The 15110-nt window shown below is 43.2% G+C and carries 12 protein-coding genes; 7 read left to right on the forward strand and 5 right to left on the reverse strand.

The window, feature by feature from the left end:
* Positions 1-777 (forward strand): SIALI-17 repeat-containing surface protein (locus K1I53_RS06945; RefSeq protein ID WP_223328859.1); only part of this gene is annotated, 777 nt, incomplete at its 5' end.
* A 69-nt stretch (positions 778-846) separates the two neighbouring features.
* On the opposite strand, the gene mraY is transcribed toward K1I53_RS06945, so the two are convergent.
* Genes mraY through rsmH form a run of 4 tightly spaced genes read right to left on the reverse strand, consistent with a single transcriptional unit; the run spans position 847 to position 5366 of the window.
* Positions 847-1827 carry a phospho-N-acetylmuramoyl-pentapeptide-transferase gene (gene mraY, locus K1I53_RS06950; RefSeq protein WP_000625795.1) on the reverse strand — a complete coding sequence of 327 codons (981 nt, stop codon included), beginning with the start codon at positions 1825-1827 and terminating at the stop codon, positions 847-849.
* Position 1828: 1 nt separating this feature from the next.
* Positions 1829-4084, reverse strand: a complete 2256-nt coding sequence (gene pbp2x / locus K1I53_RS06955) for a penicillin-binding protein PBP2X (protein ID WP_223328860.1) — start codon at positions 4082-4084, stop codon at positions 1829-1831.
* A 3-nt stretch (positions 4085-4087) separates the two neighbouring features.
* Complete coding sequence (gene ftsL / locus K1I53_RS06960; protein WP_000840795.1) at positions 4088-4405, reverse strand: cell division protein FtsL; 318 nt, start codon at positions 4403-4405, stop codon at positions 4088-4090.
* A 10-nt stretch (positions 4406-4415) separates the two neighbouring features.
* On the reverse strand, positions 4416-5366 hold the full coding sequence (gene rsmH, locus K1I53_RS06965) for a 16S rRNA (cytosine(1402)-N(4))-methyltransferase RsmH (RefSeq protein WP_000159388.1): 951 nt from the start codon (positions 5364-5366) through the stop codon (positions 4416-4418).
* A gap of 162 nt (positions 5367-5528) precedes the next feature.
* Between rsmH and K1I53_RS06970 the strand changes: the two genes are divergently transcribed.
* The 6 genes from K1I53_RS06970 (at position 5529) to K1I53_RS06995 (ending at position 14118) form a co-directional block, all read left to right on the forward strand.
* Positions 5529-5723 (forward strand): helix-turn-helix transcriptional regulator, encoded by a 195-nt coding sequence (locus tag K1I53_RS06970; protein WP_001082470.1) that lies wholly within the window; start codon positions 5529-5531, stop codon positions 5721-5723.
* Positions 5724-5738: 15 nt separating this feature from the next.
* Positions 5739-6281: a DUF3278 domain-containing protein gene (locus K1I53_RS06975; RefSeq protein ID WP_223328861.1), complete on the forward strand. Its 543-nt coding sequence runs from the start codon at positions 5739-5741 to the stop codon at positions 6279-6281.
* Positions 6282-6291: 10 nt separating this feature from the next.
* A complete protein-coding gene (locus K1I53_RS06980; RefSeq protein ID WP_223328862.1) occupies positions 6292-6627 on the forward strand; it encodes a hypothetical protein in 336 nt (111 codons plus the stop codon).
* 12 nt (positions 6628-6639) lie between these two features.
* A complete protein-coding gene (locus tag K1I53_RS06985; RefSeq protein ID WP_223328863.1) occupies positions 6640-7218 on the forward strand; it encodes a DUF3278 domain-containing protein in 579 nt (192 codons plus the stop codon).
* Entirely contained in the window at positions 7215-7691 is a 477-nt protein-coding gene (locus K1I53_RS06990) for a glutathione peroxidase (protein ID WP_223328864.1), read from the forward strand. Before K1I53_RS06985 ends, K1I53_RS06990 begins: the two co-directional genes overlap by 4 nt.
* A gap of 340 nt (positions 7692-8031) precedes the next feature.
* On the forward strand, positions 8032-14118 hold the full coding sequence (locus K1I53_RS06995; RefSeq protein ID WP_223328865.1) for an alpha-L-fucosidase: 6087 nt from the start codon (positions 8032-8034) through the stop codon (positions 14116-14118).
* Between the two features lie 144 nt (positions 14119-14262).
* Here K1I53_RS06995 and K1I53_RS07000 read toward each other — a convergent pair whose 3' ends face one another.
* Positions 14263-15051 (reverse strand): ADP-ribosylglycohydrolase family protein, encoded by a 789-nt coding sequence (locus tag K1I53_RS07000; RefSeq protein ID WP_223328866.1) that lies wholly within the window; start codon positions 15049-15051, stop codon positions 14263-14265.
* Positions 15052-15110: the final 59 nt, after the last annotated feature.

Below are 15110 nucleotides of genomic sequence, written 5' to 3' on the forward strand. Positions count from 1 at the left end.
ACTGTTGAAAAACCTGAGTACACCGAGCCTTTCGGAACGGCAGGGCAAGAAGATGCGCCTACTGTTGAAAAACCTGAGTACACCGAGCCTTTCGGAACGGCAGGGCAAGAAGATGCGCCTACTGTTGAAAAACCTGAATACACCAAGCCTTTCGGAACTCCGGGAGATCAGGCCGCTCCAAGCCTTAGCCTTCCTGACTATCCAGTTCAAGTCTTGAAAGATAGGGAGACTGGAGTAGAAATCATCGGTGGAGCCAGCGACTTAGAAGGAATTTCTCACGTTTCTAGCCGACGTGTCCTAGCTCAAGAACTCTTTGGCAAGACCTATGATGCTTACGACCTACAACTTAAAAATCCAACCGATCATAGCTTGCAGCCAAAAGGCTCTGTCTTGGTTCGCTTACCTATTTCAGCTAGCGTAGAAAATATCTACTACATCACTCCGACCAAGGAGTTGCAAGCCCTTGATTTCACCGTTCGAGACGGAAAGGTAGAATTCATCACTAATCATTTCAGTACCTATGCTGTCGTCTATCAAGCTACTGGAACAAGCTCTAACACTGAGGAAAAACCAAGTGTTTCAGATACAGAAACCTTGGCACACGAGGCTGAACAACTTTCAGCTAGTCCGAGTCTTGCGAAAGCTGGAAATCATTCTCCTAAAGAACAACTTCCAGCAACAGGAGAAGCGTCCAACCCACTCCTCTTCTTAGCAGGCCTCAGCCTAGCCCTTACAGCCACTTTTATGTTAAAAGGGAGAAAGGATGACTCCAACTAACCTTTAAACACCCAAAAACAGGATGAAGATCACCTTCATCCTGTTTTATTTTGTAATCAGAAATTATGTTTACAGTAGGTATAAAAAGGCTAAGGTCAAGAGACTTGCTAGAAGCCCAACTCCCCAAAAGAAGAAATCAACCTTCCACTCACTCCAAGGATTGCCCTTGCCTGAGAAGCCTCCAAGCTCAAAATGATGATGCACAGGTGTCATACGGAAAATACGCTTTCCACCACTAAGTTTGAAGTAGGTAACCTGCATCATAACAGAGCTTGTCTCAAAGACATAGATAATCCCAATCAACAAAAGGGTCCATTCTTGGTGGAGGGCCATAGAGATTGCTGCCAGCATCCCACCTAGAGCCAAACTTCCCACATCTCCCATGAAAACCTTGGCAGGTTTGTGGTTAAAGACGAAGAAACCTAGCAAACCACCAATCATGGCAAGAATCACAAGAAGAATATCCAGTTGATTTTGCATATAAGCAATCACACCGTAAGCTGATAAGCTAATCACCACGGAAATACTTGCTAAGCCGTCAATCCCGTCAGTCAGATTCACTGCATTTGAAAAGCCAACTAGCCAGAAAAGGGCAAAGAAAATATAGAAAATTCCCAAATGAACTTGGTAGCCAAAAACTGAAAGCATATCGCCGCCACGCTCATAAAAGAGGTAGAAAATCACTCCTCCAAGAAGCTGGAGAGCAAGCTTTTGCTTAGGATTCAAGCCTTCGTTGATCTTACGAAAGACCTTGAGGAAATCATCCAGAAAACCTACTAAACCATACAAAACCAAGATAAACAAAATCATGCCTACATTGTTGGTCAGTTGTTGGGTAAAGAGTGCAACAAGAAAGCTCACAACTACTGCAACGATAAGGAAGACAAGACCTCCCATAGTTGGAGTCCCAGCTTTAGCTTGGTGTTGTTTGACATCCTCGTGCATCTGCTGACCCGTAATCTGTGCTTTTCGATAAAATCGGATAAAGGCTGGAATGCCAATCAAGGTCAATAGAAAGGCTAGAACTCCAGCACTAATGGAACTAATCATCTTAATCTCCTAAAGTTATTTTCATTTTTTTAATGTCTTTGAGGGCTGTATTGGCACGGACACTTTGTTTCTTGACCGTTTTGCCACTACCTTCCCACTCGACTTCTATATTTAGCCATTTGGCAAATGTTTGCACATTTTCATCTGTCCAGCCGTACATATCAGGCATTTCTTCGACCTTGTCAGACAGGATTAAGATCTGCTGATTGGCTTCCAAATTATCTCCTTCAGCAACCGAGAGTTCCTTGATCTTGGTTCCTGTTCCAATAACGATTGGTTGGACAAGGTTGCGACGCAATTCCTCTGCTAGGTCACCTGGAGTAAAGTCCTTGGTAGCTGGCATGGCATAGCTTGTCGTCTTGCTGACCTGATCCAAGTTCTTAGCAGTTGACTGAAGATTGAGGGATTCTTTCATAGCAGAAGCTCGCTCAAGGATTGGATTAGCAAACTCTCCCAGCTGAACACCCGAATAATGCTCTGGCTGTTGCACCGTCACATAGAGGATAAAGTCAGGATTTTCTGCAGGATGCATCGACACAACAGAGAAGATATAGTTGGTTTCACCCGTTAGGTAACCCCCATTCTTCTCATCGGCAATCTGAGCAGTCCCTGATTTCAGGGCAACATTTTGCCCCGGAACATTGACATTTGGTTTTCCTGTACTGTGGTTGTACATGGTACCATAGACAGGATCTGTTCCGACCATGATCATGTGCTCCCGAGTAGAGGACGCTGCTGCTTTTGACACAGGATTTCCGACAATTTCCTTTTGAGACTTACGAACAGACTGGTCATTTGGATCATAGAGGGCACTGATAAATTTCGGCTCCAACATAACCCCATCGTTAGCAATGGCTGTAAAAGCACGTAGCATCTGGGTCTGCGTTACAGAAATCCCCTGACCAAATGCACTCATGGCAATATTGACAATATTATCTGCAGGCAATTGACCTGTGTACTCATCAGTCAGACCAAAACGCGTCGGCACTCCAAACTTAAAGCGGTTTAGATAATCCAACCAAGTAGCATCTCCCATTTTTTGTTCAAGTAGACTCATTCCAACATTACTGGAGTGAGCGAAACCTTGTGAGAAAGTCATCATCCCACCAGTAGTCAAACCATCATTAACATCCCAATCTCGAATCGTCGCATCCGCTATTTTTAATTCACTGCTATTGAAGTATTCTCCACTTGGGAAGGTATTATTATCAATAGAAGAAGCTAACGTCATCACCTTCATGGCTGATCCTGGTTCATAGTTACTTTGATAGAGGATATCACGCCAAACAAAGTCCTCAGTGATTCCTTCTTTAGTATCTGCATTAAAGGTAGGTCGTTGGGTGGTAGCGAGAATTTCACCGGTCTTTGCACTGACCAAGGTCGCGGTCATATACTTACCTTTTACTTTTTCTAGAAAGGCATCCATCTGAGTTTCCATAAAGGATTGCAAGGGACTAGAAAGGGTTGTGTACACATCCTTTCCATCTACCGTTTGTTGGGAAGCCTGATCTGTACCCGGAACAATATTTCCCAGACGATCTTTCTCATAGGTGATGATCCCATCTGTACCCGCCAGAATGCTATTTAAGGAACTCTCCAGTCCAGATGTCCCAATCAACCGTTTGGTGCCATCCTCATTTTCATGGAGTTGCGCTAAACCGATAAAGGAAGAAGCAAACTGCCCATTGGGATAACTACGGTTAGGGCTAGTTGTAAAGTCAACTCCCTCAACGCCAGCTGTTTTAAGGTCATTTTTAATAGCCATCATATTGGCATAGGTGATCCCATTTCCCTTGGTACCAAAAGATACCTGTTTCAGATCTGGCTGAGAAAGTTGTTCTTTGACATAGGACTCTTCCATATCCAGATACTTATGGAAAATCTCAGCCACCTTATTAAATTGAGAATCCTCTACATAGAGAATTTTACCTGTTGCTGACTTGTAGGTCTTGTCAATAACGGCATAGATATTATACGAAGTCGCATCCTCAGTAATAGGCGTTCCATTACGATCGTAGATGGTTCCCCGTTTTGCAGGAATCGTCTTGGTTGTTTGGTGAACCTTGTTAGCTTCTTGAACCAAGTCCTTACCAAATTTTTTACCCGTTCCGATAATGACCGCAAAGTTGACCAAAAAGACAGCGAAGAGTATGACAGCCAATAAACTCAGGCTTTTTCCTACTCTTCGGCGGTTTTCTTCTGGAGATTTACGGTTACGAACGGCATAACGGATGATTTTTTCTTTCCACTGTTTCATATCTTACTCCGCTGCTCGGATATTTTCGTTATTCAGCTGCAAATCCTTGGAATTTGCAATCTCTTTCAAACGTTCTGAACGAATCAATTCATTGACCTCTTGCTTGGCATCGTCTAGCTCGGTTTTCTTTTCTTCGATTTGAGCATTGACCTTGGTCAATTCATTCTGAACTTGTAATAGCTTGGTCTGCATAAACACAACGCTAATTGCCAGGATAATCATTGTTGCGGCAATCGAAACATAGAAGGCCTTTTCCACACGTGAAAAACCTTTAAACTTCGTTTGCAATAACTGGCTTGTTTTTTCGATTCTTTCTGCCATGTTTTTCCTCTTACTTATGAATTTTTCTAGCCACGCGCAACTTGGCTGAATGCGAACGATTGTTGGCTTCTAGCTCTTCAGCACTTGGCAAGATTGGCTTGCGAGATACCAATTCCATCTTGGGCTTAAGATCGTCTGGAATGAAGGGCAAGCCTTTCGGAACTTCCACTGTTGAAGCTTCCTTAAACAACTGCTTGGTCAAACGGTCTTCCAGCGAATGGAAAGTAATGACTGAGATTCTACCATCCAAAGCCAGCATGTCCATGGCCTGCTGGATGGATTCATCTGCCGCCCCCAGCTCATCATTGACTTCGATTCGGATAGCCTGGAAAATCTGCTTGGCAGGGTGTCCCTTTTTCTTGAGCTCCTTGGCAGGCTTGGCTGACTTGATAATTTCTGCCAACTCAGTCGTCGTCTCGATGGGTTTCACCTCACGCGCTTGCTCAATCTTACGGGCAATCTGTTTAGAAAATTTATCCTCACCATACTTGAAAAAGATCCGAACCAGGTCATGATAGTCATAATGATTGACCACTTCATAGGCCGTCAGACTAGCTTCCTGATTCATCCGCATATCCAGTGGCGCATCCTTTTTATAAGAGAAGCCACGCTCACGCTGATCTAGCTGAGGACTGGACACTCCCAAATCATAACAAATTCCATCAATTTCCTGGACACCAGCCTCCTGCAAACGTGCCTGCAAATGACGGAAGTTATCCTTGATAAAGGTTACCATCCCCTTTTCGATATAGGGTGCCAACCGTTTTTGCGCATTGTCAATGGCATTCTGGTCCTGGTCAAAAGCATAGAGATGCCCTTTTTCGCTCAATTTACTTAATAAATATTCGCTATGGCCTGCTCCACCCAAAGTCGCATCAACGTAGATACCGTCAGGTTTTACGTCAAGCATATCAATCGTTTCATGAAGCAAGACCGTTACATGATGAAATTCTTTTGTCATATCTCATCTATTTTACCACAAATCTGACCAGCTTGCACTTGTCAGACAAGGCTAAGTTTCTTCGAAAAAAATTCTCAATAATATGTCACATATACTTGACATCTCATTCCCAAAAGAATATAATGTAGTCAAATATATACGACATATCAAAAAGGAGAACAGATGAATCGTGTCAAAGAATTCCGCAAGGAACTGGGCATTTCCCAGCTCGAGCTCGCCAAAGATATCGGTGTCTCGAGACAGACTATCAACATGATTGAAAATGACAAGTACAATCCAACCCTGGAACTCTGTCTCAACCTCGCCCGCAGCCTCCAAACTGACCTCAATAGCCTCTTTTGGGAAGACGATTTTTAAAAAAGGAGCAAACTCATGAAAAAAGAAACCTTCACTGAAAAACTCATCAAACGCATATACGGTATTTCTGGTCCCCTTGACGAACACAAACGACGCGAAGCTGATCGCATTGGAAATAAAATCTTTGTGATTCTCTTTTACCTCATGACTTTAGGTAATCTTATTCCCTTTGTCCTTGCTTATAAATATCCGCAAATTGTCGCTATCGGCTATCCTCTTGTGGTATTCGGCATTTCGATGATTTCTGCTCTCTATGTGGTCTCTCAAACCAAGAAAACGGGCATCACAGCCATTGATCTAGATATGCTGAGTGATAAAGAAAGTAAGCAACTACATTACCCTGGTTTGAAAGCTGGGATAGTCTATGGATTAATGAGTTTTTTTGTAACCCCTCTTCTCCATATACTACTAGGTGAGAGTCAGGACTATCTTCAGTCTCTTCTCGCTTTTAAAAATATTTTTTCAAGTATCCTCCAGTCTGTCTTCTTTGGAGTGGTTATACAGATTCTCATCTCCCGTCGCATTGCAAAATCCAAAAAAGACCAAGAAGACGACTAGGAGGTGCCTTATGAAATCACTAGCAAGGCTACTGATCAGTCATGTTTTTCTCAGTATTTTCCTTGCCTACGCCCTTGTTTCAGGAGCTGTTTCTCATACTGTTTTAATCCTCCTACTCCTCTTTCTTCCTGCGCTAAATAAAGAACTTGAGAAAATACAATCAAAACGGATACCTATCCTCAACGCCGCCCTTTTCTTTCTCCTCATATCCTTGCCACAACTTTTAAGCAACCCCATCCAATGGAAATTTCCAATATTCCTAGTCATAACAATCATTTCGAGTTTGGTTTACTTCTATACTCTCTATCAACTCTTTAAAGAAATCAATCAAAAATCGCTCATTTAGGAGATCACTCCCATGAAAAAAGAAGATTTCACCACTCGCTTACTTAAGTTATTCTTTCACATACAAGGGCCTTTTGATGAATGCCGCCAAGAGATGATTTACAAGGCTTGTGCCCGTTCCTTGATCCAAATCATTTACTCCTCTCTCCTACTCTTCCTGTTCTATCTCCTATTTGGACGCTTCATAGAGTTGGTGCGAGATGCCATGCCTTACCTCTATTTTGGACTTATCTTCGTCCTCGCATCTAGGACGAGACTAGCAGTTCTCAACTTACATTTAGACAAGGATGACCCGTCCGAAATCCATCACAAAAGCTACAGCAAAAGCCAGATCAAAGTTCGTAGTTGGGGTGTATTCCTCAGCATTCCAATTGGCTTGTTTGTCTTATCAGCCTTTCACAAACTCTTTGTTCAGCATCTTCCACTCGACACCTTTTTGGACAATCTCTCCCAGTTCGATAAAACGCTCCCTTTACTAGTCTTAGGTTTGGGAATTGGTGCCATCTTTGGAACCATGACCTATGCCTTTTTATCGGAACACGAGATGAAACACTCTGAATCAGGAATGCATAAGGAGAATATAGAAAAATGACCAGTATATATGATTTTTCCGTTTTAAACCAAAATAACCAAGCGACTCCCCTAGAGAGCTATCGTGGCAAGGTTCTCTTGATTGTCAACACTGCTACTGGATGTGGTTTAACGCCCCAGTACCAGGGACTTCAAGAACTCTATGAACGCTATCAAGAACAGGGATTTGAAATCTTAGATTTCCCTTGCAATCAGTTTATGGGACAAGCACCCGGCAGCGCAGAGGAAATCAATAGTTTCTGCAGCCTACACTATCAGACAACTTTTCCTCGCTTTGCCAAGATCAAGGTCAACGGTAAGGAAGCAGATCCTCTTTATGTTTGGCTAAAAGACCAGAAATCTGGTCCACTAGGAAAACGAATCGAATGGAATTTTGCTAAGTTTCTCATTGGTCGAGATGGACAAGTCCTTGAACGCTTCTCTTCCAAAACAGACCTCCAAACCATCCAAGAGTCTCTCCAAAAAATACTCTAATTTCTTTTTAAAACGTATCCTTTCATTTAGTTTGAGCCATGAAAGGATGCGTTTTTTCTTTAAAAAGTAACGGATTTTCTTTAATTTATGCTTATTTTTTTGTTTTTTGCTATTGCAATTCTTTCATTAATTTAGTATATTTGTTATATTAAAAGTTTTCAGCCATTTTAAGGGAGAAATGACCTTTTAAATTTTTTATCTTAAAATGAAAGCGCTTTATAAATAGGAGGTAAGGTGGCTTACAAATTATCAGAGAGTTTTTCATTAAATCAAGTTGTAACCAAGTCAGACTTGGGCTTGGGCAGTAGCTGACTGCCTTTCTAAAAACTAGGAGTATATTATGAATCGATACCTTTTTGAAAAAGGGCAAACGTTTAGCATTCGAAAGTTGACTGTAGGTGTGGCATCTGTTATCGTCGGACTGGCATTTTTTGCTTCTGGAACCGTGCGTGCAGACGAAACGTCTCCTGCCACGACATCCAATTTAGATCAGCAAATGAAACAAGTCGCAGATATAGAAGAGACCAAGGTTGAACCAGTCAAAGAAGAAGGCCGTGTAGAAGCTGAAAAACAAGAAACACCTGTTGCCGATACCAACAGTGCTGACTTGCTCCCTGAAGACATTCAGGACCGTGCCTATCCCGACACACCTGTCAAAGAACTCGATACGACTACTATCGTTGACCAAAAAGCTAGTCCAAAAGTAGAAACTAAGAGCATTCTAAAGGACAAGGAAGAAGCTCCAAAAGAAGCTGAGAACGGAAACCGTGCCATCATTAACGGTGGACAAGACCTCAAACACATCAACTACGAGGGACAACCTGCTACTGCTGCCACTATGGTCTACAGCATTTACAATGGCGGTTCTCAACGATACATCGTTTCTGGATCTGGTATTTTCGTGGCTCCTAACGTCTTTTTGACAGTTGCGCACAACTTTTTAGATAAAGAAGGCCATGTTCGTGGTGGAGACTCTGCGCGTTTCTATTATAATCTAGGCTCCAACGCTCCCGTTAAAAATTCTCAGCCAAATTCAGGAAATACCACACTCTTCCAAGAGAAAGATATCCACTTCTGGAACAAAGAAGAGTTTAGCAAGGGATATCAAAATGACTTGGCAGCAGTTGTATCACCTGTCCCTATACAAATTGCAAGCCCAAATAAAGCAGCAACTTTTGTACCACTCGCTGAGCATAAGACTTACAAAGCAGGGGATCCTGTCAGCACGATTGGTTATCCAACTGACTCAAGCTCAAAAGAACTTAAACAGCCTATCGTAGCTGGCCAACTCTATAAGGCTGACGGCAAGGTAAAATCCGTCGATCCTTATGATGACAAGGGAGCTACTGGCATCACTTATCAAACAACTTCTGTATCTGGTTTGTCTGGTGGCGGAATTATCAATGGTGATGGAAAAGTCATTGGCGTACACCAACACGGAACGGTTGACAACGGTGTCCCTGAGAAAGACCGCTTTGGTGGCGGACTTGTCCTCTCTCCTGAACAACTCAAATGGGTCAAAGATATTATTGACAAATATGGTGTCAAGGGCTGGTATCAAGGTGATAATGGCAAACGTTACTACTTTACACCTGAAGGTGAAATGCTTAGAAATAAGACAGCTATCATCGGAGAAAATCAGTACTCCTTTGATGAGAGCGGTGTCGCTACTCTAGTCAAGGGAATTGATTACGGACGTGTCGTTATCCAGCACGTGGACGAAGCAGGCAATACAGTTAAAGAAAACGATACTTTCTTAGACAAAACAGAAGTGGGAACTGGCTTTGACTATGATTTCAAGAAAGCAATCACTCCAACCGAATTCTACAAGCAAAATCTAGAGAAATACCAGATTCTTTCCATTGATGGGGTTGAGATTCAGAAGCAACTAAAAGACGAGTGGAACCACAATGTCGTTAGTAAAACAGCTCCTGGAACTCGTGTCATCAAGGTGGTCTATAAAGTTAACAAAGGCTCCTTCAAAGTTTACTACCGTCAAAAAGGAACCACTACTGAACTAGCGGAAGCGACAGTTGATAACAATGACGGTCAAGAGTATGACGTTTCCTTTGTCAACACCTTCCATGCAAAAGACATCGCTGGCTACCGTCCAGTCAAGACTAGCCTGGAAGCAACCATCCAGCAAAAAGGGGTGAATGAGGTCGTCTTTGAATACGAGCCAATCGCTGATACAGCCAATCCAACGACACCGACTCCACCAGTCGCTCATCCAGAAGACAAAGAAACTGAGATTGGTAATCATGGACCTCTTCCAAGCAAGGCTCAACTCGATTACCACAAGGAAGAATTGGCAGCTTTCATCCACTACGGAATGAACACCTATACCAATTCTGAATGGGGAAATGGGAAAGAAGACACTCGATACTTCAATCCAACCAACTTGGATACTGACCAGTGGATTCGCACTCTGAAGGAAACGGGCTTCAAACGAACCATTATGGTTGTTAAACACCACGATGGTTTCGTTGCTTACCCATCTAAGTACACCAACCATACCGTAGCTGCTAGCCCATGGAAAGATGGAAAGGGTGACCTTCTCGAAGAAGTTTCCAAGTCTGCTAGCAAGTATGACATGAATATGGGTGTTTACCTTTCACCATGGGATGCCAACCATCCTAAATACCATGTCGCAACCGAAAAAGAATACAACCAATACTATCTCAACCAGCTGAAAGAAATCCTTGGTAATCCAAAATACGGTAATAAAGGGAAATTTATCGAGGTTTGGATGGACGGTGCGCGTGGTAGCGGTGCCCAAAAAGTAACCTATACCTTTGATGAATGGTTCAAATACATCAAAGAAGCTGAAGGAGATATTGCTATCTTCTCTGCTCAACCGACAAGTGTTCGCTGGATCGGAAATGAACGGGGGATAGCAGGCGACCCTGTATGGCATAAAGTTAAAAGAGCCAACATCACAGACGATGTGAAAAACGAATACCTCAACCATGGTGACCCTGATGGTGATATGTACTCTGTAGGGGAAGCTGATGTTTCGATCCGTTCAGGCTGGTTCTACCATGACAATCAACAGCCGAAATCACTCAAAGAGCTGATGGATATCTACTTCAAGTCCGTTGGTCGTGGAACCCCACTCCTTCTCAATATTCCACCAAATAAAGAAGGAAAATTCGCAGATGCAGATGTGGCTCGCTTGAAGGAGTTCAAAGCAACCCTAGACCAAATGTATGCGACTGACTTTGCCAAAGGTGCCACTGTAACAGCAAGTTCGACTCGTCAAAACCACCTTTACAAAGAAAGCCACCTCACAGACGGTAAAGATGACACCAGCTGGGCGCTCTCAAATGATGCCACAACCGGTAGCTTTACAGTCGATTTGGGGCAAAAGAGACGTTTTGATGTCGTTGAACTCAAGGAAGACATCGCCAAAGGTCAACGTATCTCTGGTTTCAAGATTGAAGTCGAAATCAACGGACGTTGGGTGACATACGGCGAAGGTTCGACCGTTGGTTACCGTCGCTTGGTTCAAGGCAAGCCTGTAGAAGCACAAAAAATCCGTGTAACCATCACCGGTGCTCAAGCAACTCCAATCTTGACCAACTTCTCAGTCTACAAGACACCAAGCAGCATTGAAAAGACTGATGGCTACCCTCTTGGACTTGAATACCACTCAAACACAACGGCAGATACAGCCGGAACAACTTGGTACAATGAATCTGAAGGTGTTCGTGGCACTTCTATGTGGACCAATCAAAAAGATGCCAAAGTAAGCTATACCTTCACAGGAACCAAGGCCTATGTCGTCTCTACAGTCGACCCAGGTCATGGAGAAATGTCTGTCTACGTTGATGGTCAAAAGGTTGCCGATGTCCAAACTAAGAACGCTAGCCGTAAACGTAGCCAAAAAGTCTTTGAGACAGGCGATTTAGCACCTGGCCAACACACTATTACCCTCGTGAATAAAACAGGCGAACCAATTGCTACAGAAGGAATCTACACCCTAAACAATGATAGTAAAGGGATGTTTGAACTCGAGTCTACTAACTACGAAGTCGAAAAAGGAAAACCAGTCACTGTTAAAATTAAACGTGTTGGTGGAAGCAAGGGAGCTGCTACTGTTCGCTTCATCACAGAACCTGGAACTGGGGTTCACGGTAAAGTTTACCAAGATACAACTCAAGATGTGACTTTTGAAGATGGAGAAACAGAAAAGACTGTGACCATCCCAACGATTGACTTTACTGAACAAGCCGACTCTGTCTTTGACTTCAAAGCCAAGCTCACTTCTGTCACTGATGGTGCCCTGCTCGGTTTTGCTACAGATGCAACCATCCAAGTGATGAAAGCTGAATTGCTGATCAAGGACCAAACAAGTTATGATGACCAAGCTAGTCAGTTGGATTACAGTCCTGGCTGGCACCATGAAACCAATTCGGCAGACAAGTACCAAAAGACTGAGTCTTGGGCTTCCTTTGGCCGCTTAACTGATGAGCAAAAGAAAAAGACAACTGTCACAGCCTACTTCTACGGTACTGGACTTGATATAAAGGGCTATGTTGATCCAAATCATGGTATCTACAAAGTCTTCCTAGACGGCAAAGAAGTTCCTTACCAAGATGGAATGGGAAATGCTTCAACTATTGATGGTAAGAAATACTTTAGCGGTCGCGCAGCCCAACGCCAAGGCAATCAAACTCTAGTTAGCCTAAAAGGTCTGGACGAAAACTTGCACGCAGTCACCCTTCAACTCGATCCTGATCGAAACGATTTATCTCGAAATATCGGTATCCAGGTAGACCAATTCATCACTCGTGGCGAAGGTAGCGAACTCTACAGCAAGGCAGATATCATCCAGTCTATCTCTAAATGGAAAGATGATCTTTCAAACTTTGATCCAGCAGGCTTGAAAAATACGGCTACTGCACGCCAAGCTTTCCAAGCAAATCTAGAAAAATTGAGAAACCAACTCAGTGCTGATGCAGTGGATGTTCAAGAAGTCATGTTGACAGTCAGTGCCCTACAAGATATCCTATCCAAGGATGAGAACTATCAAAGAGGCCAAGAGGAGCCTAGTCCAGAGCAACCGGAACAGCCAGAAGAACCTGAGAAACCTGACCAGCCTGAGCAACCAGCTGAACCAAAACAACCGGAAATCGAATACAGTAAGGCCATAGCTAGCTTAACAGAAGCCATTGAGAAAAAAGTCGGTGAGCTTGGTTCTAACAATGAAGCTAAGAAGAAATTAATTGAACTTGCAAACCAAGCAATTGCTGCAATTCAAGAGGCCAAGACTCAAGAAGAAGTTAATAAAGCGCTAGAATCCGCTCTTGAACAAATTAGCAAGCTTGAAGCAGCTAAGCCTGAGAAACCAGTTCAGCCTGAAAAGCCTGCTGAGCCGGAAAAACCGGCGCAACCGGAAAGTCCAGCTCAGCCGGAAAAACCTGCTCAATCAGAAAAACCGGCGCAACCGGAAACTCCAGTTCAACCGGAAAAACCAGCTGAGCCTGAAAAACCGGCGCAACCGGAGAAACCTGCTAAGCCTGAAAAACCAGTTCAGCCGGAAAAACCAGTTCAGCCGGAAAAACCGATGACTTCTTCAATTCCTGCAGAAGGAGTGACGAACCTTATCTTTGAACTTCCAAGTTTAGAAGTTGTCAATAAGGTGATACCATTCAAGACTATCCGTCGCGAAAATGCCCTACTAGACAAAGGAAAAGAGCAAGTTCTATCAGAAGGTAAGGACGGTCTGCTAGTCGAGTATGTTGAAGTGGACGGTGATAAGCGCAAGGTTGTCCAAACGGAAACAACCCCAGCTCAAGAGCGAGTGATTGAGGTTGGCACTAAACAAAGTTCAGTAGGAACAGAGGCGCCACCTGTTGTGACTCTTCCTGAGCACCCTCTACCAGCTCAACCTGAGAAACCGATGACTTCTTCAATTCCTGCAGAAGGAGTTAAGAACCTTGTCTTTACACTTCCAAGTTTAGAAATTGTCAATAAGGCAGTCCCGTTCAAGACTATCCGTCGCGAAAATGCCCTACTAGACAAAGGAAAAGAGCAAGTTCTATCAGAAGGTAAGGACGGTCTGCTAGTCGAGTATGTTGAAGTGGACGGTGACAATCGCAAGGTTCTCCAAACAGAAGCAACTCCAGCTCAAGAGCGAGTGATTGAGGTAGGTAGCAAACAAAGCTCAGTTGGAACAGAGGCACCACCAGTTGTGACTCTTCCTGAGTACGTTCTCCCAAGAGAGACTGAAAAACCTGCTCCAGTCGTAACAGACAATTTACCAGCAAAAGATGAAAAAGCTCCTGTTACAGCTACAATCAAAGAAGACAAGGAAAGACAACTCCCAGCGACTGGAGAACAAGAAGCGAATGCCTTCCTCTTCTTGGCAGCTATTACTTCTATCTTGTCTCTCCTCATCTTCCAAAAGAATTTCAAAGACTAATAAAAATCTTTGATTAATTCTTTCCCATATTTCAGTTCCCCCGCAGAGAAGACCATCTGGTCTTCTCTTTTTCTATCTCTAGAAAATAAAAAACATCCATAAATTTATATGGATGTTTTAGTATAAAATTCTAAAATAAGGTTATCATTGAGGATAGGTATTTTCAAAGTCAACTACGATTTCAAGCAAACGGTCATCTAAAAAAGTCAAAGCTTCTTGTCTAATGTCTTCAGGAATGCCATAGTAAGCTTCGGCAATCCCTCCGCAGATAGTAGCGATAGTATCGCTATCTCCTCCGATGGAAATCGCATTTCGGATAGCATCCTCGAAATTTTCAGACTCAAAGAAGGCCTCTAAGGCCTGGGGAACAGAGCCCTGACAAGTCACATCAAAAGTGTAATCCTCTCTGATGTCGTTCAGAGTAAAGTCCATAGGATAGTAATTCTTATCAATATGATCCCTGATTTCATCCATACTAGCACCATTTCGTGCCAAGAAAATTGCTACAGCCGTCGCTTCAGCTCCCTTTATGCCCTCAGGATGATTATGAGTCACTGCTGTAACCGCTTGTGACAAAGACTTGGCTTGCTCTATACTATCTGCCACAAAACCGACAGCGCTGATGCGCATAGCGGCACCATTACCATAACTACCATAGGATTGAGGATCCTCAGAAAAAATCCAATAGAAAAAGTGACCTCCATAACCACAATCGGGATAATGACGGCCGACTTCCTGCATGTACTTGACAGCATTTTTTGACAATTGACTCCAGTCTTCCTTGCTAGCCAATAAGGCTTTAGCAACCGCCAAAGTCATAATACTATCATCGGTCGGACAAGAATTCTGGGTGAACAAATCAAACTCTTTGCTTTTATGATTATCCGCCTCGAATCGAGAACCAACAATATCTCCAATAACCGCTCCTAGCATGATTTACCTCCTGCAACATTCTCTACTCTTATGAAAATAGAGTCCATTAAATCCTTTTG

This window comes from Streptococcus oralis, from assembly GCF_019929365.1.
Classification (GTDB): Bacteria; Bacillota; Bacilli; order Lactobacillales; family Streptococcaceae; genus Streptococcus; species Streptococcus oralis_BT.